The following is a 21,964-nucleotide window of genomic DNA, read 5'->3' as shown; positions in this document are numbered from 1 at the left end:
CCGAGTTATTCGTCGCGAATAGATACGAGATCTCTAAGCCGGGATCAGTGACATAAGCACTCGTCCGAGTGGAATCGCATACGTTCCATAGTCGAAATACACAAGTCCAGTGAGCAGGAGAAATGAGGTTGCCACGGACAGCACCAATCCGAGCACGACGGTGCCAGATCGGAGGCTGCCTCGATCCATCATACTGGCAGCTATCGTCCATGTTCCCAGCAGCGTTGCACACCCGAGACCGGCTATGGCGTGCATTTGCATGGCCTCACCGAGTGCGAGTGCCAATGTGGCGTTGACAATGAGGAAGCAAGCAGTTAGGATGCCCGTGCCACCAGCCCAGATGGTCGCGAGAAGAGGCGAATCCGTCTCCAGAACGCGTCTGAGCGACGGGATGCGCCCAACCCCATACAGCATCACGGCAAAGGCAGGGATGAGATACCGGACCGTGATCTGTGTGTGGATCGGGAGCAGTGACAGATAGGTTATCGTATACATGATGGTGATGGCTGCTGCGAGGATATCGGTTTGTCGTTCGGGGCGGGCGAGCGCGCTTGCCAACCGGTGGCGACCATTCCCGTCGAAGAGGGTCCGCAGTCGGCTTACGAACAGCACCGGCAGAACCAGAAACGTAGCGAAGATCGGAGCCGATTCGAGCACCGTTAGTTCGATTGCCTCCTGCTGATTGACGGCGTAGTCCACGCCGGCGGAGGCTGGGATGCGACCACTTCTGACGAACGTGTGGTACACCTGCTCAGGCTGGGAGAAAATCACCGACACGCCACCGGCGATTCCCAGTCCCTTTCGTCGTTCCTGCAGTATGTCCTCGAATGTATCCTCGATGGCCCCACTCACCCGAGCGATCGGTGACGGGGAACGATCGTCGGGAGGCGCCGTATTGGGTGGAGGGGTTGGTGCCGTTGTAGTTCGGGACTCGTTGGTGCTACCGCTGGTCCGAGTTCCGTTCACTGCATCGTTGGCTTGCGTCGCCTCGGCTGTCCTATTATCTCGTGCCCCGGCAGCAGTTCCAGTGACTGCTGTTTCGCTGGCCGTCTGGTTGCCAGCGATACGGCTTCGGTCGGTCGGTGTAGGCGTGCTGACCTCGTCGTCGGACCCACTGTCGTACGGTGACTGGAGTCGCGGTGGTTCGACCGGATTGCCCGAAATCGCGAGGTTTGTCGCCAGAAACGGTGTGAACGCCAGAGCGAACGCGACTCCGATGACGAGCAATGTCTTGGGGTGGTTCGACCGTGCAGTCACGAGGTCCAGCGGAACAAGGACGACGAAAAGGAGGAACGCTTCCGGCGCGTGGATCCACGTGGTAAGTGCTACCGAGACGTACGAACAGGCACGGAGCACGAGTGCTCGGCGGGCTTCGGTCGCCCGGCGACTCTCGTAGAACGTCGCCAGCACCACGACCGCCGCCAGTGCCGTGACGAGATGGCGTTTCGGAATGGTCGCCCAGAATCCCAGGGGGGTGGCACACACGGCCGCGAACCCGATCGTTGCACCGACGCGGTGGCCGTGGATTCTGGCCAGGAGCCGATACAGCGTGACGCCGACGAATGCAGCGGCCAGAGCTGTCACGAGTTGCAGGGTGACAAACGGCAGCCACTTCGCACCAATCGAATGACTAAATACGATATTGAAAAGAAAGGTACCCCCAGCGACAGCACTCCCGAGGACGCCGACGAGTCGTTGCCGATCGAGCAGTTGGCCCGATTGCCGAGCCAGTTCGAGGACGAGTAGCGACCAGCTCGCCGCGAGGAACACGCTCACGTCGAATACCACGCTCACACCCTGCAAGATCAGGAGGACCGGGACTGCGATGGCCGCGTGTCCGTAATTGCGCCCGTACACGACCCCGTCAACTTCGACGAGCCCGGGTTGTGCCCCGAGCGTGAGGGAGTATGGCGTGCGTTCGATGGCGAGACGACCCTCAGCGAGGTTTGCGAGTGTATTCCCGACCGCGTAGTTATCCGTGATGAAAACGCCGACCCGCCAATAGAACAGTACGAACGAAAGTGACGCGAGAAAAATAATGAGACCGAGCCTATCGCCAAATAGCGTGTGGACGACTCGGTGGCGCCACCGGCGGCGTGTCTCCACATCGACGGCGAACGCGTCACGCGATATCCGGCCCACACCCCACCCTCAACAGGCCACTGTTATTAAGTGTCGCACAAATCGGTTCACCGCGATAGCGACTCGAAGCAAACAGGAAAGAGAGAAAGCACACCTGAGACCGGCGATGGCCGTCAGACACGCGAACGACGGTTGTCGCAGGTATTATACTCGGAGGTTGATTTATACCACGCAATGGCAGCAGGCTGGTGGTACCGCGTCGTGAGTGTCGCTGGGACGGGAGCGCTCACGGTGTTTGCCCTGTGGTTCGCCAATCTATCGGTCATTCAGCGAGCGTTCGCGCTGGTTCCGTACTTCGGCCGACCGGCACCGGTGATACTCTCGAATGGCGCCCTCACGTTCGCTGCCTCGACCACCCTCGTCGTGGTTCTCAGTGCGATGTGGCCGGTGTTCAAGCCCCGGCCGCGACGGATTCTCGATACCGTCCTGCTGACACAGAAGCGCGTGTTTCTGGCGATGATCGGGTTGGCCGCGCTCGGTTATTTCAATTATTCGTACCGCCTCCCGCGGTCGACGCTGATGCTCATCACCGTCACGCTCATGCTGTGGCTCCCGGCGTGGATGGTCGCAATTCGACGGCAGCCGACGACCAGGACCCGAGCAGTCATCGTCGGCGACGATCCAATCGCCATGGAGGCGATTCTCGAATCGACGGGGATCCCCGTTCTCGGGTACGTATCGCCACTGTCGTCGTACGAAGCGACCGACGACCACACCGTCCAGTCACCGGAATTGTCCGACGGCGGCGTCACCGAGAGCCGCCTCGACGAACTGACGAACCTCGGTGGCCTGTCCCGCCTCGACGAAGTCCTCGTCAAACACGATATCGATACGGCACTGCTCGCGTTTAGCGAGACGGACCGAGCCGAGTTCTTCGGCACGCTCGACGCCTGCTACGACCACGGTGTGACCGCGATGGTTCACCGCGACCACACTGACAAGGTGCTCACTGACGATGCCATCGGGGGCGATCTCGTCGAAGTCAATCTCGAACCGTGGGACTGGCAGGATTACGTCACCAAGCGGTTGTTCGACGTGGCGTTCGCGGGTACCGGGTTGCTTGTGCTCTCACCAGTGATGGCTGTCATCGCCGTGGCAATCAAGATCGACTCGCCGGGACCGATTCTCTACAGCCAGGAGCGGACCGCCGAGTTCGGGGAAACGTTCACCGTCTACAAGTTCCGGAGTATGATTCCCGAAGCAGAAGCGGAAACGGGCGTGAAACTCTCCGAAGAGGACAAGGGTGACCATGACCCGCGCGTCACTCGCGTTGGCCGGATACTCAGGCAGACACATCTCGATGAAATCCCGCAACTCTGGTCCATCCTCGTCGGGGACATGAGCGTCGTTGGCCCGCGGCCGGAGCGTCCGGAACTCGATTCTGACATCGAGAGTGGTGTGGGACAGTGGCGCCGTCGCTGGTTTGTGAAACCTGGACTGACGGGCTTGGCACAGATCAACGGTGCGACTGGATATGATCCGAAAGAGAAACTCCGGTACGACATCGAGTATATCCGCAAGCAGTCATTCTGGTTCGACCTGAAGATCGTGGTACGGCAGGTGTGGCTCGTTCTCGGCGACGTGCTGGCAGTGACAGAGGACGAAGCATAACGGGTCCGTCGGTGGTCAGTCGCAATCACCCCCCCGGTTCGCGTCTGTCCAAGCAACGACAAAGTTTAGACAGGATGTCTCTGAATTGGCTGTATGGTAAATACCGTTCTGGTCACGGGTGGTGCCGGTCTCGTCGGGTCCGAGTGCTGTCGCCTCCTCGTATCGCATGGATACGATGTTATAAGTATCGACAACTACGAGCGAGGAGAAATATTTGGGACAGACGGCGACACGGAGCAGAATGCTGACCGATATCTTGAGCATGAGAACATCGACCACCGTGTACTGGACATCCGCGACGAGACGGTGACAGGCCTCGTGGCCGAAGTCGACGGCGTCATCCACACGGCGGCACAGCCGTCGCATCCGAAATCGATCGACATTCCATACGAGGATTTCGACATTAACGTCCGCGGGACGCTCCAGTTACTCGAAGCGATCCGGAAAGACGGTGAGAACACGCCATTCGTCTTCTGTTCGACCAACAAAGTGTACGGAGAGGTGCCGAACTATTTCGCTTACGAGCGCGTCGGAGAACGGTTTGAGCCGGTCGATCATACGCTGTACGACGGCTTCGACGAAGGGTTGCGCATCGACCAAAACAAGCATACGCCGTTTGGCGTCTCGAAGGCTGCAGCCGACCTGTACGTTCAGGAGTACGCGGAACTGTACGGTATCGACACGGCCTGTTTTAGAATGGGGTGCATCACCGGCGGTGCGGCGAGGGCGGTCGAACTCCACAATTGGGAGCCGTACTTCGTCAAACTCGCCTTGACCGGTGAGGAACTGACCATCTACGGGTACGAAGGGTACCAGGTTCGAGACGTGATTCACGCACGTGACCTCGCCGATTTGTTCCGACGGTACTTGGAGGACCCACGGTCGGGCGAAGTGTACAACGTCGGTGGCGGACGCGAGAATTCGATTTCGCTGCGTGAGTCCTTCGACCTCATCGAGGACGTTACAGGGTCACGAATCGACTACACCCACGGCGAGCGACGGGAGGCCGATCACAAATGGTGGATCACCGACCTCTCCAAGGTCCGCTCCCACTATCCGGACTGGGAAATCGAATACGGGCTTCGCGAGATTTTCGAGGAGATCGCGACGGAACTGCGGAACGAAATCGACGGGGCGTAATCTCCGCCCGGTCTCGGTTCCCACGGATGAGAACATAAGCGAAGCCCTTTTGCTCGCAACACACACACGACCTGTAATTCCGCCCAAAATGAGTTCTGACCCATCCGTTCGGAGGAAAGCCCGGGCCATCCTCGATGTCGCGCAGTTTCGGCCGTCCCTGACGGCGTCGGTGATCGTCTTCGGGATTCTGACAGCGCTTCTAGAGGGGATCGGGATCGGGTTCATTCTACCGATCATCCAAACGGCTCGGGGCAGGGATGGAGACGGTCGTTTCGTCGAGGCGTTCGTGACGGTCTACGACGCCCTCGGTGTCCCGTTCACCCTGGAGACGATCACGATCGGCGTCGCTTTCGTCATGACACTGCGCTACGGGTCGGCCTTCATGGTGGCGTGGCTCCGAGCGATCCTCGAAACCACGTACATTCGGGACCTGCAACAACGTGGCTACAGGTCCGCGCTCGACGCAGACATCGCCTACTACGACGAGCACGGGTCCGACGAGATGCTCAACGCGATCGTCAAACAGGCGGACTACGCCGGCTCGACGATCAATCAGTTCGTCCGACTATTCGAGCTTGGCGCGATGTGTGTGATCTATGCCGGCCTGGCGCTTCTCATCGCACCGCGTCTCACCGTCGTCGCTGGGTTGTTGCTCGGGGTCGTCACGTACGTTTTCAGACAGCAGCTGGAGTCGGGCTACGATACGGGCGATCGGATCGCCGACGGACACGAACGCATACAAACGGCAGTCCAGTCGGGCATTCAGGGAATCCGGGACGCGAAGACGTTCGGCGTCACGGACGAACTGTTCGACCGTTTCTCGGCTGCCGTCGACCAGTACGCACGGTCGTCGATCGCGTTGCGACGGAACCAAAACGCGATTGCCAATTTTTATCAATTGGCGGGCACACTAACGTTGTTCGCCCTCATCTACGCCTCGCTGCGTTTCACACCACTGTCGCTCGGTAGTTTGGCCGTGTTCCTGTTCGCGATGTTCCGTCTGATCCCACGGTTCAGCACATTGAGTGACAACTTCTACAAAATGGGGGGGAACCTCCCCCACCTGGTTCGGTTACAAGAGTTCATCGGAACCTTGGAGGAGCAGACGGAGCAGTTCAGCGGGAGCGCGGCACCCCCCGACACTGTAGACCGTGTCGAATTCGCGGACGTGTCGTTCTCGTACGGGGGCGGGTCCAAAACGCTCCGTGACGTGTCATTCGAGATCGAGCGCGGCGAGTTCGTGGCGTTCGTCGGGCCGTCCGGTGCTGGTAAGTCGACGATCGTTTCGCTGCTCGCGCGTCTGTACGAACCCGATGGAGGGGCAATCCATGCGAACGACGTCGATATTTCGGAATTCGCAGTTGACGAGTGGCGGGAACACGTTTCCGTCGTCCGTCAGAACCCATACATTTTCAACGACACGCTCCGGTACAACCTCACCCTTGGAAACCGAACGGCGACTGAGAGCGAGATTGAGCAGGCGTGTGAGATCGCCAATGTTAGCGAATTTCTGGACGACCTTCCGGACGGGCTGGAGACGCAGCTCGGTGACGAAGGTGTGCGGCTCTCAGGTGGGCAGCGACAACGGGTGGCGATAGCGAGGGCCATCATCGACGATCCGGACGTGCTGGTCATGGACGAAGCGACGAGCGACCTAGATTCGGTCTCCGAGAGCGCAGTCCAAGACGGAATCGAGACGATGGAAAAGGAGTATGCACTGCTCGTCGTCGCCCACCGACTGTCGACTGTGACAGGTGCAGACCGAATTCACGCGATGAAAGACGGTGAGATCGTCGAGACGGGCACCCACGAGCACTTGATCGAAGCGAGTGGAACCTACGCGAGGCTTTACGACCACCAGTTCTGAGTCATTACCAAACGGCTATACTCCATTCTGACCTTCGTCTAATCGATCCGGTGTGAGTGACTGAGATGCTGCTTCTCCGAAACCACAGCCCCATCCGTGGGCGGGATGCGTCCCGGGAGTCGAGATAAATGTCAGAGTTAGATTACATACTGGACGAGATTCGGCCACTCGTGGAGGACACTTCGACCGGCGAGAGGCGTCCCCGGCGAAACCACCATTCGACTCAGTCGACCGACGTTCGGCGCACCCGAGGTGATGGAGGCGCTCGCTTCGATGCTCTCCACCTACGTGACGATGGGAAAGAGGGTTGATTGTTTCGAAGCCAACTGCGCCGATAGGTTCCCGCTGCCATCGTCGCGACGGACGAACTCGATGGTTTCCCGATCGTAAATTTCCGGCCCGTGTCTCGCCAGCCTTTCGTCGACGCCGTACTCGAACTCGAACGGGCCCAGCCCCACTGCTTCTTCGGGATGTCGTCAACCACGATGTGGTCGTACTGCTGGCCGACGTGACGATTGAGCGAATCCAGCGCGCGCTTCGCGTACTCGACCCGTTCGTCAGAATATATGCAGCTGGGCGCTACGACGGCGAGGCTTCCATTGGCCAGTCGGTACTAGCAGGGTGTATTAAACACCACGGACAGAGGAAGATGGCCACAGCCGTCCCATCGAGAGGCGGCGACTCCCCACCTCGGCGTCGGCGACGCTACTTGTATCCGAGTTCGGAAAGGCGGCGCTTGACCGACTCGGAGACCGTTTTCGTGTCACCGACACGCTCTCGGCGAGAGGCACCAATGTGCCTTTCAGCGACGTCTCGGAAGGCCTCTTCGGTGGCGACTGTCGGTGTCGGCATCGACTGCTCTCTCGGAACCTCCCCTCTCAGTTCGTAGTACTCGATCTCACGAGGCCCGTCGGCGATCTGCTCGTCAGTCGGGGGTGCGGGATAGTTCGATTCGTAGGTGAAAATCGCCTTCTCTCCCTGGAGTTCAACCGCGATCTGATACGCGTCCGGGGTCAGTCGCTCCGTAATTCGGTCCGTGGCACGGTCGCTCTGCTGCCAGGCCTGCCCGCCACAGACTGCCGGCGTCTCTATCCCTGCGAGGGTGGCAATCGTCGGCATGAAATCGACTGCGTCCGGTCGGTCCGGAACCGTGAACTCGGCACTCAGGGGTGGTTTGATCGCCATTCCGGGCCGGATGTTCTCGTCGTGGAGACTGTTGTGAAACACGTACCCGTGTTCGAAGAATTCCTCCCCGTGGTCGCCAGTCAGGATGACGAGACTCTCGTCGAGTATTCCCTGCTGTCCCAAGACGTGAACGAAGTGGGTCAACTGGTCCGCGATATAGCGCAAGGAACGGCGGTAGTTCCGCTGCCACCGTTCGACATCGCCCTCCAGGAGCGGTGTGTCCGCGACATCGATCGGCTCCATCTGTGTGTCTTGTAGCTCCGCGGCGAGCGAGAGCGTTCGGTCAGAGAGGTCGAAATCGATATTGCTCTCTGTGGACACAGGCGGGGACGGCGTGTACGGATAGTGCGCATCGAAGAGGTGGATAAACTGGAACACCCGGTGGCCAGCTTCGAGGTCGGTTTCAAGCCAGTCGATCGCGGTATCGACGATCGAGCGCGCATTGAATACCCGCGTTTCCCAGTCCATCTCCTGATGTTCATACCGATGGAACCCGCGATCGAATCCGAACCCCGGAGAGAGGTTGCCCGTACTGACACACGCGGAGCACCGATACTGGTCCGCCGCGAGCAATTCGGCGATCGTCGGGAGTCCGGCATCGATCGTATCGTGAGCCAGCCCGTGAATACTGGGGTGCGTGCCGGTCAACATGGACCCATGTGACTGTTGTGTCGCCGTCCCCTGCACTCTGGGTTCAGTCGGGACGATCGTCTCGTCGCCCAACGCACGAAGTACGGGGTCGAGCGCATCGAGGTAGTCGTACCGCAGTGAGTCGATCGATATCAGGAACACGTGTGGACGCTCGTCTTGTGCCCGGTTGACGGTTGGAGGCGTTACCCACGGTTCCGGTTCGATCTTGAGACGTTGTCCGGCCTTTACCGGAAGACGGCGAGCGATCTCGGCGAGGAACGAATCGTACGCCTCGGATTCCAGATCGAAACTGAATTCGACACGTGCCCGGTCCGCCGGAGCGTCGGAGTGGAACTCGAAACCGACGATCTCCTGTCCTCGGTCGCGAGGAGGGCGGTAGGTCGCCTGCTCCGAGACGACATCGTCGTCGGTCACGAACTTCACTGTTGCCGTGATCCGGTTCGCGTTGTTCGGATCGACCAAATCGAAGTCTAATGTTGTGAAACTCGTTGGGGGCACAACAGTCCACGCCGTCGTTTCCGGAACAATCGGAATCGCACCTCTGTACTCGTTCGAGCAGCGGGCGTCCGTCGTTCGGACCACGGCGGGACTCTGCTCGGACTCGATCCACGATGGTATCGAAGACTCTCGGCGGAGCAGAAACGGGTGGTTCGACCGATGGGACCGGGCCCGGAGCATCCATTCAACCGGTTGGCGGACGTCACCTTTGAGTAGTTTCCTCGCACCGGTGGTGACGGCACTGCGCAACCGCATCGCTACCCCCTCCCGTCGCCATCTGGTGCGTCCGTCGCACCGATTAGTCTACGGTAGAGTCGCTTCGCAGGCCCGAATACGCCGAGTCGTTTCAGCAAACGAATGATCACGGGGTTTGTGACTATCGAATCGAATCGTGAAAGCCCGATATATCGCGTTCGACCCGTCTGGAAGTATAATCGGCGGTCCCAGTCGACGTACACTCTCGGTTCCACTCGTTCGTTGATGACACTAGCCAGTGCTTTCGCCTTGCTTGAATGGCCCATATGCATGATACTGACAGTCGACTGCGCGTAGGCAGCCGGCCCCCGGAAGTTGTACTCCGGCGGCATGATGGAGACAGCAACGTCACTCTCGTACAGCGCTTCTCTAAGTGGAGGCTGGTCGTGGAGTCTGCCGAACGGAATCTGTTCCAGACGGTCCGCGTCCGGTAGCTGCACCTCCGCTTCGGGACGTCCCCGTTTTGCCTGCCGGGTAAAATAGCTCCGCCACTGTTTCAAAAACCGGGCGACTGCATCGGAATCGCGGAACGCGATTACCCCGCCATTTACTTCCGGAAACGCAGGTGGAATGCCCTCAAGCGAGATTACCTGCCGGAACGGTGCATGCGTTACAGCGATATCGTACCGGTCGAGCAACTCGAATACGGGCGCCAGGTCGTCGAGAACAAGTGTGTCGGTATCGAGATAGAGCGTCTTGTCGTACGGCGAGCGGTGCAGGTTTGTGTGTTTATCACGAATATCGTCGAACGGGTCGTCACAGACTGTGATATCGTCGAACACGTCATGCTCCTCCGCGCTCGGTCGCAGTTCCCTCGACGTCACGACCGCGACCGAAAGGTCATCGTTGTGAGCCACTGCACTCCTCGCAGAGGTCTGTGCGGCCTCGAGAAACGGGCGTCCAGTCGCGACGTACAGCAGTCCGCGAGACACAGGTCAGTTAACTAGGGCTCGAATATAAAAGACATCGGATTGGGCCATCCGATATATATTTCAGTTCATCCCGGTGGTCTAGAGTGTAGATGGTCAAGATCGGGATCTTCGAGGTGAAGACACACGAGCAGTATCTGCTGCATCTCTGTCGGATCCTTCCTGACGACGATCTGACGTTGTTTACCACACGTCCGATTCTCGAAGAGGTGGCTGCAGACACCGATATCTCGGAGGCGACTTCGGAGATCAAGCGGGACGATGAACCAGTGTCTAAGTATCTCCAGCGAGTCGAGCGAGCGTCCCGTGATCTGGATGTCATGCTATGGTTCCCGTTCTCCGGTGGAACCCGTGAGCTGCTGACGTACGCTCGGGTATCGCTGGACTGCCCGTCGTTGCTCTGGATTTTCAACGTGCGGGGGTGGCTGGAGGCGCCGGTTCTCACGACGAAACCGACAGCGGGACTGCGAAGAGGAATCAAACGTTGGCTAGTCAGGAAACAATCGGGGCTTCTCTTCGAGTATCCTTGTATCGAGACGTACGTCCGTGAGAACGGGTTGACCAAGAAACCAACACAGAGCATCGTTCCGACACTGTACGACGGAATTGAGTCTCACTCGCCATCGGACCCGATCGTGGTGACGGTTCCGGGAAACGTGGATCCGGACAGACGGAACTACGACGAGGTAATCGATGCGTTTCGGGACGCCACCGAATCGGGCACGGATATCGAACTCGAGGTACTCGGGCCGCCAGCGAACGAGGGTGGTGAACGAGTTCTGAGACGGTGTGAGTCACTCATAGATAGGGGATACGACATCACAGTCCATCGGGAATGGGTCCCGGTTGCGCAGTTTCAGCAGGCGATCCAGAGCAGCACGCTGCTCGTCGCACCACTCACGCGAACTAAGATCGTCGAAGAGACCGTCGAATCCTACGGCACGACGAAGGGGAGTGCCAGCGTGTCCGACGCGATACGGAATGCAACGCCGCTCGTTCTGCCACAGCACGCGGGATTCACGCAATCTCTTGGAGAGGCGTCGCTCACGTACGCAGGTCGATCGGATTTGGCCCGACTGCTTGAGCGTGTCGCCACCGATGAACCCTTCCGTAATCGACTTACCGAGTCTGCTCGCAATAATGCGGTACGATACACGCGAGAACGACAGCACGCGAGAGTCGATCGGTTACTCGATACGATCCTCGCTTGAGTACAGCCGAAATCACTGCCCATACGATTCACTACACATGTCACTGTCACGCGCTGCAGACGTTTACAGACGAGACGGAGCCATTGCTCTGCTGAAAAAGGCCGTACCATACGCCTACAACCAGTATATTCGGTGCATACTCCCGAGACGGGGGTCACATCCCGAGTTCAATGAGGTCAAAGTCGGTGGGGTCTACGGTCCGTACAGCCGCGTTCCGCGTCTGTTCGACCGGATCGTCCCGTGGAGTACGCCCGATATCGACCACATGCCGGATTACGAGGACGCGCTCCTCGACGCAGTTCGGGCCCACGTGCGGGAGGGAGACGACGTCGTGATAATCGGGGGTGGGAACGGTGTCTCGACAGTCGTCGCCGCGCAGCGAGTCGGCCCACCGGGCACGGTCACGACCTACGAGGGGAACGGTCGCAAAGTCACGGCGATAGAGAACACCATCGCTCTCAACGAAGTCGGAGACCGAACCGAGGTGCAGCAGGCGATCGTCGGCCCGTCTATCGGCGTCGTCGGATCCGATCACGAGTTCGATGCCGCAACGCGTCTCTCTTCATCGGAGATTCCGGACTGCGATGTCTTGGAGATGGACTGTGAAGGGTCGGAGAAGGAGATTCTGGAAACGCTACCCATTCGGCCGAGTCGGATAATCGTCGAAACACACCCCGAGTACGAGGCCCCACAGGAAACGATTCGGCAGTTGCTGACCGAAATGGGCTATCGGATCACCAATGAAACGCCGGTGGTCCCGGAGATGGACATCCACATCCTTTCGGCTGCCTACGATGACTGACCCTGACGACGGCACCGCAAGTTCGTGACAAAGATGCAGATACTCATATACGGAAAGACGAGACAGCCGGCGATCGAACTCATGTGTGGTCGGGCGTTCACGAAACTCGGCCATAAGGTCGCGTACGCGAGTCGTGCCGGACCGAAACTGCTCGGCGACTACCGGCTCAAGACACTGCCGAAGATCGAACGGACTCCACTGTACGAGCCGCTGGTCAAATACAACGCACGCCGGCGCGCCGAGCTAATTGACCCGGATCTAGTGTTCGTCATGAAAGGATCGTATCTCGACAGCGATGCTGTCAGACGGCTCCGGAAGGTGACTGGGGCACCGGTCGTGAGTTGGAACCAGGACAACCCGTTCCAAGTGCGATCGGAGCACCGCCGCGACGAGACTTATCTCGATGCGATAACGGAGTACGACATTGTCTACACGTGGGGGAGGCATCTCATCGACGATTTCCTGGCTGCGGGGGCTCGACAAGTGGAACACCTGCCGTTCGCGCACGACCCTGTGATTCATCACCCAACGGAGACGGTCCCGAAGTACGACTGCGAGGTGGCGTTCATCGGCCAATGGTCACCGAAGCGCGAGCGTGTTCTCAGCGCACTCACGGGGTTCAATCTTCAGATCAGGGGGCTCTGGTGGGCGCAGCGTTGCGAGGACGAAACGTTGCGACAGTGTGTCGAAGGCGAATCACTTGCCGGTGAAGAATACGCTCGTGCGATGAGTTCGGCAGACGCGGTCGTGAACGTCGTCGGAGACCACAACGTCCCGTTTTACAACATGCGAACGTTCGAGATACCAGCAGTGCAGTCGCTAATGCTGACGACACGGACCGAGGGGCAGGAGGAGGTTTTCCCGGACGGGGAGGCGTGTCTGATGTTCAGCGATCCGGAGGATCTCCGCACGGCGGCGGAGTCTGCGCTAGAGAAGCCGCATCGATTGCGAGCGATTGCGGACCGTGGGTACGAGATCGCACAGCAACATACGTACGAACACCGGATGCGGACCGTACTCGAGGATGTTTGATGAATGGCACTCGGCGTTTTGGACCGGCTCAGGCAGGTGGCCTGTGGACCGACCGAATCACATTTATCTGCAGCCGGACTGGACAGTAACATGCGACGACTGGCTATTTTTGGGCTGGGCTACGTTGGGAGAGAAGTCGCGAGCCTCGCCCTCGAACGGGAGTTCGACGTCGTCGGAATCGACACTGACCCCGCCGTGGTCGAGAGCGCGCGGGAGGGTGAGACCGTCCGTGACGGCAGTTCTGACCGATTCGAGGCAACCACGGATGGCGGTAGTGCGGTTGAGGATGCCGACGGCATCGTCGTCACAGTCCCGACCCCGCTCGATTCGTCGTATTCTGTGGATCTCTCAGCGATCGAGGGTGTCGCTGACGTGATCGCGACCGGCTTATCTCCAGACCCTCGCGGCACGCTCGTCGTTTTGGAGTCGACGATTCCACCAGGGACGGTGGCGGATATCGTCGTGCCACGGCTCCAGGCAGCCGGATACGAGATCGGCGACGACGTGTTTCTCGCCCACGTACCGGAACGAATCGACCCGGGGAATGACGAGTGGCTTCTCGCCGAGATCCCTCGAGTCGCGGGGGCACGTACGGACAGAGGCCTCGAGAGAGCGGTGTCGTTCTACGACCGACTTTTGGACGCGGACATCCACCCCGTCTCCTCGACCGAGGTCGCCGCAGCGTCGAAGATTATCGAGAACGCGTACCGGGATATCAACATCGCGTTCGTCAACGAGGTCGCACTGACGCTGGACGAACTACAGATCGATGCGTCCGAAGCACTAGATGCCGCGGACACGAAGCCGTTTGGGTTCACCCGGTTCTCACCAGGAGCTGGCGTCGGTGGGCACTGCATCCCGATCGATCCGTATTTCCTGATCGAACGAGCAGCGTCCAACGGCCACAACAGCCGGTTTTTGAAAGCCGCCCGGGAGGTGAACGACCGGATGCCCGCCTACATCGCGGAGCGGACCGTCGATACACTCGTTCGAGGGGGAACACTTCCACAGGAGGCCACCGTGCTCCTGCTCGGGAAAGCGTTCAAGCCGAACGTCTCGGATACCCGAAACAGCCCGTACTTCGGGATCCGCACGAAGTTGGAGTCGTACCACACGAGTATCGAAACCTACGATCCAACCCTCCCCGATGAATCGACCGTCGACTCACCCTATCAGGAGGTCGACGCTGTCGTTCTCGTTACGGACCACGATGAGTTCCGAACGCTCGATCTAAGACGGATGAGCGACAGCGGTGTCGATATCCTCATCGATGGACGGAATGTTTTCAGTCCGGAGAAGGCACGGTCCGCTGGACTCACATACGTTGGCGTGGGTCGATCCTAAGTCCGTCGAAGAGGCCGGTTGGGGTCAACGGTATCGAGGAACGCAACACCGTTCGTCGGACACGTCGGGGCCGACCCGTCGTTCGCTGCTGGATTATGAGGCCGTGGGTCTTTGGAGAGGCCCAGTCTAGAGGGACACGAGTCGCCGATGGTGGCCCGCCGTTCAGTTGGGTCAGCCAAGGAGTGAGCGGTGAAACGCGATCAGATCAGTACAGACATGTCCGACATCGTGCTGGTGGATCTGATAGGACTGTTGTTCGTCGGAGATCTCCGTCTGCAACGCGTTCCGGATCGCCGCAACCGAGCGGCTGTCGAGATTGCGGACGCCGGCGGCGTCAACGAGTTCGGGGACAGTTGCCGAAACGACCACTGGCGTGCCGAGCGCGATGGCTTCGAGAATCACGCGTGGGAAACCCTCGCTCTCTGACGGGAGCACGAGCATCGTTGCACCGTCGATGACCTGCAGGGCCTCATCGTGCGAAAGGACGCCGAGGTGGGAGACGTGCTCGGGCAGGGACGAAACCAGCTTTCGGCCGGTTTCATCGACCGGGTCGCCTACGAGCACTACTGGTGGCGCATCGATACCAGCGGCCGCCTCAACGACCTGTTTCGTGCCTTTTGCTGCTGAGATATCTCCGACAAAACATATGTATCGGTCGGGGACGGCTTCCGCGATTCGTCGGTCTTTGTCGTGACCTCGGATCGCATCGATATCGACCGGGACCCGTAGGTGGACAACAGTCACGTCCGAGGTCCTGTTCACCCGATTGAATTCGTTACAGATGCTCTCAGAGGCACAGATGATTGCGTCAAACCCGTTCACGGACGTAGGAATGGTATGCTGGTCGCGAATATCGAGCACGAATTTCGACCCGCTGACACTGGACAAGCCCTGAAACATCCGGTCCAGAACGTGGTTGAAGCCGATTCGACCGACGAATGCGACCGTTGAGTGGATCTGTATCACGTGGTCGTCGCGGACGAGGCAGAGGAGTGAAATGGCGACTACCAGAAGAATTTGTCTGAGGAGAAATAAGATGGTTCGCTGGACCCTGCTCCCCGACCCGGACCTAGGGAGGATTCGGTAGACAGCTGCTTCATCCCTTCGTTCAACGAGCGGGGCCGATTCGTGCGGACTAGTCAGAACGGTTATCTGATCGATACGATCCCTATCAGACAGTTCTGTTGTGAGGAGTCCGTAGTATCGGGCTGCCCCACCCGAGTGAGGTGGATACTTCGGCGTGACGAGCGTGAGATCGTAATCAGTCATCGAAGAGGTCATCGTAGAAAGATTCGAGTCGCTGACCGACTGTAGCCGGGCTAAACAGTTCGGCAGCGCGTTGTTTTCCGTTCCGACCGAGTCGCGCCCGCCGGTCCGGGTCCGATACCAGTTCCGACAGTGCCTCCGCGAGGGCCTCCGGATCGCGTTCAGGTACGACCAGCGAGGTCTCGTTCTCAGCGACAACGTATGGTAGGCCGCCGACGTTCGTGACGACCGTCGCGGTCTCACAGGCCATCGCCTCTAGGATCGCCATCCCAAACTGCTCTTCGTTGTTCGGCATCGTTACACTCGGCAGCACAGTTATATCGGCGAGCGAGTACAGCGCCGGCATGCTCGCATAGGGGATCCGCTCTCGCCAGAGGATTTGCTCCGACTGGTGGACGTAGGTGGATTCGGCGTCGTCAAGTTCGTCATCGCCGAGCAGGATCAACCGGACGTCATCATGGCCGGGCGCAACTTCTCGAAACGCGTCAAGAAGTTCGTAGGTCCCTTTCTGTTCACACAACCTGTGGACGAACAGGATGTTCGTAGTGCCCGTGAGTTCCTCTGGAAGATCCAGATCCGAAGGCCCGACATCCTGCGTCGGCCGGAACAAATCAAGGTCGACCGCGTTCGGGAGAATGGTAAGTTTCTCGTGTGAAACCCCTTCGTGTATCAGCGCGCGTTTTCCCACGGGTGTCGTCGTGGTGATACCACTCGCGCGTCTGTTGACATGCGTTTTGACCCGCCACAGCAGTGGATTGTGTTGGTAAATCGGATACGGGATATTCTCTCCGGCACTGTAAGCGAACAGCGTGTCCGTCCCTACGGTCGCCCTGGCGGCCTGTAGTGAGAAAAGATTGAAATTCTCACTCGTATGTAAGACGTCGAACCGCTCGGTCAGCGATGAGAGTCCGACGAGGTAATCCGACGGGAACCGGAGTTTGCGAATCGCCCGCGAGAAGAAGTGATCGTATCCAAATAAGTCGAATCGTCCTTCCGGCCACGGCAGTTGCTCAACAGGCATGGACAATGAACTTATATCGAATCGTGGCGGGTCGCTCGCGAACGCGACGACTTCGTAGTCCGTCTCGTTGTGCAGATACTCCCACGGTCTGACACCGTCCGGGCGGAGATACGGCCCACGAATCAACGCAATACGGACCATCCGTTCACAATTCGTGGTATCACTGGTTTAAATCATCCGCTGCGTACCCAGCGACGGACGACTGACGCACCCCAGTTACCGCTTTCCCGAGGATACCTGCGGCGCTCCGGGTGGTCGATAACCCTGAAGCCGTGGAGCGGCTGACACAGGTGGCCGGTCCTCACACGATCGTCCAGATGCCGGGTGACACGGTTGGTCCCGGACAAGCGCCAGTACAGTGGGAGAGGTCGAAGAGGTTCTACTACTGCCGAACTGAAAATATGAAAAACCGGCAGCTCTTTATTCGACTGTGTTTTCTACTCCACAACTGATGCAGATTCGGTACGGCCTCCTGTTTCTCTGTGTTGCCGTCATTGCTGCACCGTTCACCGGAGTCAGCATCGTGTGGTTCTTTTCTATTTCCGATATATTTCTCGTCCTAGCTGTCGGTACGTTCTTAAAGTCGATGTATGAACGTTCGGAGATTCGGGTTCCACATGACGTAGCGATCGCCCTCGTAGCAGGTGTCTTGTTGTTCGTCATCGAGGTGCTTTCGGTTCCGAATTCCGTGGTCGAACCCAAGGCTGCTGCGTGGGCTCGAACGCGGCTGGGGAACGTACTCGTATTCGCAGCGGTGGTCTTCATTGCGCAATCGAGAGAGGACATACATCTCCTACTCCGTGTTCTCACCGTCTCACTGCTAGGAGTTTCGCTGCTCACGATACTGCATTCCATGGGTCTCGTCGGATTTGGTGACTTCGTCAACGACCCGCGAAACGTCCTGGGGTACCGGATCCCGTTCTCGCGGACGCTCGGCGTCCCGATGGACTACGGGAACTTCGGCATGTACATGTGTTTGGGCATCTCAACGCTCGTCTACGAGAGCAGACAGTCCGGGAATCGCCTAGCACTCGCCGCACTCCCAGTGTTCATGTTAGCAGTCTTTATATCGCAGAGTCGGAGCACTTGGACCGCTGTGGCCGCTGTTCTGGCCGTGATCGCCATCTACGATGTCGTTCAGTATTGGAACCGCAGGGGGATATCTGTGAAGCCGATTATTGGAGTGTTGGTGCCGATCGTGATCGTCGGTACCATCGTTTTCGTGCGGATCATGATCCAGATCAACCCGTTGACGCTGCGTTCACGGATCAAAGCGTATGTCAATGGGTTACAAATATACAGCCAACATCCGCTGACTGGGATCGGGCGAGCGACCTACTACTTCGAGTATGGTTTGACCGTCATTCACAACGGGTTCTTGAGCGTCCTCATCTCCTTCGGACCGTTTGCGCTGATCATGCTGCTGATTGTCTACGTGCTCGCGTTCCGAAACGGGGTACGGGCGGTCGTCGCCGGAAAAGACCCGTTCTTCTGGGTCACGATATTCGCCGCGTTTATAGGAATGACAGTCGAGTTGATGCTCTTCGACGGTTCCTACACCAAGATCCTCTGGCTGACGATGGCGATTCTGTGTGTGAGCAGTGTCCTCGTCGGCGATGGCGAGGCAGTGCGGCTGATAGATGTTCGTCGCTCCGACACGATTCCGTCCTGACGATCCTTCGGTGGGTAGACTCGGCAACGAGCTACACCCCGTCAGTCGGATACAGCGTTTTGGATGGCGTCGTAGATATTCTGGCGCCATCGGTTTCGGGAGAACTCCGCGGCTCTCTTAAGTGATCGCTCGTGTCGAACACGGTAGTAGTCCTCGTCTGTCAGCATCCGCTCCATGGCATCGGACAGCTCCGACTGATCCTCACACACCGCACCTGCGTCGTCGATGACCCAGGGTACCGAACCGCTGTTCATACCAATCGGCGGCGTCCCACAGGCCATCGCCTCGATAAGAACCATCCCGAACCCCTCGTCTCGAGAGGGTAAGACAACCGACCGCGCTCTATTCATCCACGTTGGGACCTCTTCTCTGGGAATCCGGCCATGAACCTCAACCGACGAGCCGATACCGAGGTCATGAGCGAGTGACTCGATCTCCTCCCGTTTCGAGGCGCTCCTAGCGCCAACGAGAACGAGGCGGGCGTCGATACCGCGTTCCCGGACGGTCGCGAACGCGCTTAGTAAGAGAGGGAGGCGCTTCTCCGGTGCGAACCGGCCGACGTATAGCAACATGTTCTCCTCCGTGTCGACGGTCTCGTCAACATCGAACATCGGATGGACACCGTTCGGGACAACATCAATCGGCACATTGGCGAGTTCACGGAGACGGTCCCGTGACTCGGGAGTGGGACAGATTCGTCCGTCGGAATGCTTCAGCAGATACTGGAACGTATATATTTGCTTATTAAACATACCTTGAGTCCCTTCTGGGAGGCCGATGAAATACGTCAGGAAAGATATATCAACAGACCTACAATACGCCGCGAGGAGACAGCCCGGAATATGCGGGTTGAAATTCACGACGACGATGTCCTCCTGCCGCAGACTGCGTAGTTCGCGGATAGCCCGGTAAAGGTACCTGGCAATCGAGGCTCGACCCGTCGTACGGACGGTAACGTACTTGTTGCCGTCGGCCCACCGGACGGCGGATTCACCGTCACGCCAGCCGGCGATGAGTGTCACGCTCTCGAACTCTTCGGCGATTAGTTCCGCTCGGTCTGCGATGAGCGGGGCGGTGAAGTCGGAAACACGTGGTGAATCGAGGTTCTCGGAGAAGAAGCCGAAGGGAATGATAACGACACGCATCTGTCAGCCCTTAGCCGGACGGGTGGTATAAATCCCCGACTATGACGGCGACAATCACCGTCCGGTCGATAGCTGAACTCCCAGCGTAGCAAGGTGACACGGTTCCGAGGCGACGTATCGTGTGAAAGGCAGTCATGGATTTAGGTGGCGTTACGCGCTCAATGTCGTGTAATCCAGCGATTCAATTCGTATATCAGTCGGTTGGTCAACACCTGACCGAGTTCACCAATCGTAGTATCGACGTATATTTTCAATTTTTTCAGTGTCGAGTCCGTGTTCGCCTGTCTGATTCGTCGATGAATCTGCCTGCCGTCGCCCCAGTAGTACCGACATATGATGATTCGAAAGACGGCGTCGATAGCATAAAGAATCGCCTGTAACGCCCTGGACGAGGAAAAGACGGACTTGAACGTTCCCTGTCGGGATGCGTCGCTTCAACGAACCTTGGTCGCCCCTTCAGGGACGGAACCAGCATGGTCCAGTTGTGGAAGTTGCGACCGAACATGATGTTCTCGTTAACGAACGCAGGCGTATCCACCTGTCCCGACGTTGCGACGCGTTCGAGTTCCGCGATGGCATCGTCCGGGTTGTCAGTGTGTTCGACGACCTGACTGGCGTTGACGAAATCGAAGGCATCGTCTTTGAACGGCAGGTGCTCGATATCACACAGAACGACAGGCCGGTCGACGACGAGGTAGTCGGCCCGTTCTCTATTTTCGAGATACCGATCTGCAAGTACGTCAGCCTGTGGTAGCGGACGGTGGCCGCTACCAACATCTAGAACGAACATATCCATTGGGCATTCGTCTTTAGCTAAGATTCACACCTCGGTTGTGTAGCGGTAGCGAGCGTCTCTTGCAGGATCGGTCGTTGCTGGTGGATCTTCTGTGCGTCTTCGATCAGCCGCTCTAGCAACGGCGGTGGCGAGTAGCCGAGGTACTCACCGAGTTCGTGGAGGATGAACTGGGCGTGCGACCGGAAGGTCGCCGCCCAGCGTTCCGGCGGAAACACGATCTCATCGTCGGCCTGCTTAGTGACTAGATCCAACAGCTCACGACTCACCAGCAGTGACAGCAACGCCGCGTACAGCAAAATTTCCACGACATCACGGTTGCTTGTGTCGAATTCGTCCAGTTCGTACTGCGTCTTCAGCTCACGAAACAGCGTTTCTACTTCCCATCGACACCGATACAGCGTTGCTAGATCCGCTGGCAGGAACTCCTCTCTCGGCAGGTTCGTGATGTACAGATGGTAGTCGTCGGCGTCCGAATCGTGGACGCCGACAACGCGGAACCGCTTCGTATCCAGCGACCGAGTTCCCTCGTACTGACCTCGCTTGAACTCCGCTTCCACCTCTACGTCAATGTACTTCCGCGAGAGATCATCGACTACATCGTGGATCTGCTTGCCTTCCAAGGGAATGGCGCGGCCGCGCCATTCCCGTAATTCTGCTGTTATCACTGGATTCGCGTTCTGCTTCAGCTGACTCACGAAGTAGCCGTCGTTCTCGTCGATCAACGCGAACCGGCGGTACTTGAAGTACGCCAGATCAAGCAAAACCAGCCGTCCGCACAGCCACGAACCTGTCTTGAATAGCGTGCTGTCGAGCGTTTTCTCGTCAGTCACGTCGATCTGTTCAATTGTCTGGTCGGTGGCGTTGTGGAGCAGGTGGAGCTTCGCTCCAGCCTGCTCCTCGTGGTGGGCTTGGAACTCATCAGAGAGGAACTCGTGCAACCGCAACACCGTTCCATCGGCGATCATCACGGCTCTGAATCGGTCGATATCAGCGTCAACAGCATCAGGGACAGCGACCTCGCCGAGGCCGCGCTCGACGAGGTCGCGGAGATACTCTGCAAGAGTAGGCGTCAACCGGTGATAGAAGCCGCCAGAAGAGATCGGTTCGTCAGCTGTAGCGTTGTAGCAGCGTCTGAACCCAGCGAGTGTTCGGCTCTCGCCTGCAGCGAAGCCGAACACGAGCGCCCACACGAGGACGGGAATCTGTAGCTTGCCCTCTCGCTCGACCACGCCGAGTTCCTCGGCGTGCTCTTCGAGGAACTCAGAGGGAAACAGTGTAGTGAGCCGACGCATGATTCTCGATGAGGAGGCTCTGTTGGACACAGCTATCGCCTCCTCATTCCTCTCGAAAAGAAGTCTCGATAAGCTACTGCTGTACGGCGGTTCTTCTCTTAGCTA

General features: G+C 58.5%; 18 protein-coding genes. 10 read left to right on the top strand and 8 right to left on the bottom strand.

Going from position 1 to position 21,964, the window contains the following annotated elements; translation table 11 throughout:
• Positions 1–33: 33 nt before the first annotated feature.
• A complete protein-coding gene (locus MUG96_RS15180; protein WP_246984061.1) occupies positions 34–2,142 on the bottom strand; it encodes a hypothetical protein in 2,109 nt (702 codons plus the stop codon).
• Positions 2,143–2,316: 174 nt separating this feature from the next.
• On the opposite strand from MUG96_RS15180, the gene MUG96_RS15175 reads away from it, so the two are divergent.
• The 3 genes from MUG96_RS15175 (at position 2,317) to MUG96_RS15165 (ending at position 6,760) form a co-directional block, all read left to right on the top strand.
• Positions 2,317–3,753 carry an exopolysaccharide biosynthesis polyprenyl glycosylphosphotransferase gene (locus MUG96_RS15175; RefSeq protein WP_246984059.1) on the top strand — a complete coding sequence of 479 codons (1,437 nt, stop codon included), beginning with the start codon at positions 2,317–2,319 and terminating at the stop codon, positions 3,751–3,753.
• A 93-nt stretch (positions 3,754–3,846) separates the two neighbouring features.
• On the top strand, positions 3,847–4,893 hold the full coding sequence (locus tag MUG96_RS15170) for an NAD-dependent epimerase/dehydratase family protein (RefSeq protein ID WP_246984058.1): 1,047 nt from the start codon (positions 3,847–3,849) through the stop codon (positions 4,891–4,893).
• Positions 4,894–4,981: 88 nt separating this feature from the next.
• Positions 4,982–6,760, top strand: coding sequence for an ABC transporter ATP-binding protein (locus MUG96_RS15165; RefSeq protein WP_246988692.1), 1,779 nt, complete (start codon positions 4,982–4,984; stop codon positions 6,758–6,760).
• 705 nt (positions 6,761–7,465) lie between these two features.
• Here MUG96_RS15165 and MUG96_RS15160 read toward each other — a convergent pair.
• Positions 7,466–8,737: a sulfatase-like hydrolase/transferase gene (locus MUG96_RS15160; RefSeq protein ID WP_246988690.1), complete on the bottom strand. Its 1,272-nt coding sequence runs from the start codon at positions 8,735–8,737 to the stop codon at positions 7,466–7,468.
• On the opposite strand from MUG96_RS15160, the gene MUG96_RS15155 reads away from it, so the two are divergent.
• A complete protein-coding gene (locus tag MUG96_RS15155; RefSeq protein ID WP_246988748.1) occupies positions 8,738–9,070 on the top strand; it encodes a hypothetical protein in 333 nt (110 codons plus the stop codon).
• Positions 9,071–9,351: 281 nt separating this feature from the next.
• Here the strand turns inward: MUG96_RS15155 and MUG96_RS15150 are convergent, their stop codons facing one another.
• Positions 9,352–10,206, bottom strand: coding sequence for a glycosyltransferase family protein (locus MUG96_RS15150; protein ID WP_246984057.1), 855 nt, complete (start codon positions 10,204–10,206; stop codon positions 9,352–9,354).
• A gap of 164 nt (positions 10,207–10,370) precedes the next feature.
• On the opposite strand from MUG96_RS15150, the gene MUG96_RS15145 reads away from it, so the two are divergent.
• The 4 genes from MUG96_RS15145 to MUG96_RS15130 all read left to right on the top strand — a co-directional run bounded on the left by MUG96_RS15145 (position 10,371) and on the right by MUG96_RS15130 (position 14,667).
• Positions 10,371–11,489, top strand: coding sequence for a glycosyltransferase family protein (locus MUG96_RS15145; RefSeq protein ID WP_246984055.1), 1,119 nt, complete (start codon positions 10,371–10,373; stop codon positions 11,487–11,489).
• A gap of 37 nt (positions 11,490–11,526) precedes the next feature.
• The gene (locus MUG96_RS15140) at positions 11,527–12,291 is read left to right on the top strand and encodes an FkbM family methyltransferase (RefSeq protein WP_246984053.1); all 765 of its coding nucleotides are present in this window, start codon (positions 11,527–11,529) and stop codon (positions 12,289–12,291) included.
• A gap of 33 nt (positions 12,292–12,324) precedes the next feature.
• Entirely contained in the window at positions 12,325–13,323 is a 999-nt protein-coding gene (locus tag MUG96_RS15135; protein WP_246984051.1) for a CgeB family protein, read from the top strand.
• Positions 13,324–13,413: 90 nt separating this feature from the next.
• Positions 13,414–14,667 carry a nucleotide sugar dehydrogenase gene (locus tag MUG96_RS15130; protein ID WP_246984049.1) on the top strand — a complete coding sequence of 418 codons (1,254 nt, stop codon included), beginning with the start codon at positions 13,414–13,416 and terminating at the stop codon, positions 14,665–14,667.
• 171 nt (positions 14,668–14,838) lie between these two features.
• Here MUG96_RS15130 and MUG96_RS15125 read toward each other — a convergent pair whose 3' ends face one another.
• Together MUG96_RS15125 and MUG96_RS15120 are read right to left on the bottom strand one after the other, a co-directional pair.
• Entirely contained in the window at positions 14,839–15,936 is a 1,098-nt protein-coding gene (locus MUG96_RS15125) for a glycosyltransferase family 4 protein (protein ID WP_246984047.1), read from the bottom strand.
• Positions 15,929–17,095, bottom strand: a complete 1,167-nt coding sequence (locus tag MUG96_RS15120) for a glycosyltransferase family 4 protein (RefSeq protein WP_246984045.1) — start codon at positions 17,093–17,095, stop codon at positions 15,929–15,931. Before MUG96_RS15120 ends, MUG96_RS15125 begins: the two co-directional genes overlap by 8 nt.
• A gap of 310 nt (positions 17,096–17,405) precedes the next feature.
• Between MUG96_RS15120 and MUG96_RS15115 the strand changes: the two genes are divergently transcribed.
• Positions 17,406–18,626: an O-antigen ligase family protein gene (locus MUG96_RS15115; RefSeq protein ID WP_246984043.1), complete on the top strand. Its 1,221-nt coding sequence runs from the start codon at positions 17,406–17,408 to the stop codon at positions 18,624–18,626.
• Positions 18,627–18,667: 41 nt separating this feature from the next.
• Here MUG96_RS15115 and MUG96_RS15110 read toward each other — a convergent pair whose 3' ends face one another.
• Positions 18,668–19,771 (bottom strand): glycosyltransferase family 4 protein, encoded by a 1,104-nt coding sequence (locus MUG96_RS15110; protein ID WP_246984041.1) that lies wholly within the window; start codon positions 19,769–19,771, stop codon positions 18,668–18,670.
• 259 nt (positions 19,772–20,030) lie between these two features.
• Positions 20,031–20,432 (bottom strand): methyltransferase domain-containing protein, encoded by a 402-nt coding sequence (locus MUG96_RS24275; RefSeq protein WP_373222116.1) that lies wholly within the window; start codon positions 20,430–20,432, stop codon positions 20,031–20,033.
• Between MUG96_RS24275 and MUG96_RS15105 the strand changes: the two genes are divergently transcribed.
• Positions 20,367–20,525, top strand: coding sequence for a hypothetical protein (locus MUG96_RS15105; RefSeq protein WP_246984039.1), 159 nt, complete (start codon positions 20,367–20,369; stop codon positions 20,523–20,525). The two genes, MUG96_RS24275 and MUG96_RS15105, sit on opposite strands and share 66 nt — an antisense overlap.
• A gap of 59 nt (positions 20,526–20,584) precedes the next feature.
• On the opposite strand, the gene MUG96_RS15100 is transcribed toward MUG96_RS15105, so the two are convergent.
• On the bottom strand, positions 20,585–21,859 hold the full coding sequence (locus MUG96_RS15100) for an IS4 family transposase (protein ID WP_246984037.1): 1,275 nt from the start codon (positions 21,857–21,859) through the stop codon (positions 20,585–20,587).
• Between the last annotated feature and the right edge of the window lie 105 nt (positions 21,860–21,964).

Source organism: Halorientalis marina (genome assembly GCF_023028345.1).
GTDB classification, from domain to species: Archaea; Halobacteriota; Halobacteria; order Halobacteriales; family Haloarculaceae; genus Halorientalis; species Halorientalis marina.
This window is presented reverse-complemented; position numbering and strand designations above follow the sequence as displayed.

What these genes read in the sequence shown, in the direction of transcription:
- MUG96_RS15175 (WP_246984059.1), top strand. Translation starts at nt 2,317, where the DNA reads ATGGCAGCAGGCTGGTGGTACCGCGTCGTGAGTGTCGCTGGGACGGGA.
- MUG96_RS15170 (WP_246984058.1), top strand. Translation starts at nt 3,847, where the DNA reads ATGGTAAATACCGTTCTGGTCACGGGTGGTGCCGGTCTCGTCGGGTCC.
- MUG96_RS15165 (WP_246988692.1), top strand. Translation starts at nt 4,982, where the DNA reads ATGAGTTCTGACCCATCCGTTCGGAGGAAAGCCCGGGCCATCCTCGAT.
- MUG96_RS15145 (WP_246984055.1), top strand. Translation starts at nt 10,371, where the DNA reads ATGGTCAAGATCGGGATCTTCGAGGTGAAGACACACGAGCAGTATCTG.
- MUG96_RS15140 (WP_246984053.1), top strand. Translation starts at nt 11,527, where the DNA reads ATGTCACTGTCACGCGCTGCAGACGTTTACAGACGAGACGGAGCCATT.
- MUG96_RS15135 (WP_246984051.1), top strand. Translation starts at nt 12,325, where the DNA reads ATGCAGATACTCATATACGGAAAGACGAGACAGCCGGCGATCGAACTC.
- MUG96_RS15130 (WP_246984049.1), top strand. Translation starts at nt 13,414, where the DNA reads ATGCGACGACTGGCTATTTTTGGGCTGGGCTACGTTGGGAGAGAAGTC.
- MUG96_RS15125 (WP_246984047.1), bottom strand. Translation starts at nt 15,936, where the DNA reads ATGACTGATTACGATCTCACGCTCGTCACGCCGAAGTATCCACCTCAC.
- MUG96_RS15120 (WP_246984045.1), bottom strand. Translation starts at nt 17,095, where the DNA reads ATGGTCCGTATTGCGTTGATTCGTGGGCCGTATCTCCGCCCGGACGGT.
- MUG96_RS15115 (WP_246984043.1), top strand. Translation starts at nt 17,406, where the DNA reads ATGCAGATTCGGTACGGCCTCCTGTTTCTCTGTGTTGCCGTCATTGCT.
- MUG96_RS15110 (WP_246984041.1), bottom strand. Translation starts at nt 19,771, where the DNA reads ATGCGTGTCGTTATCATTCCCTTCGGCTTCTTCTCCGAGAACCTCGAT.
- MUG96_RS15100 (WP_246984037.1), bottom strand. Translation starts at nt 21,859, where the DNA reads ATGCGTCGGCTCACTACACTGTTTCCCTCTGAGTTCCTCGAAGAGCAC.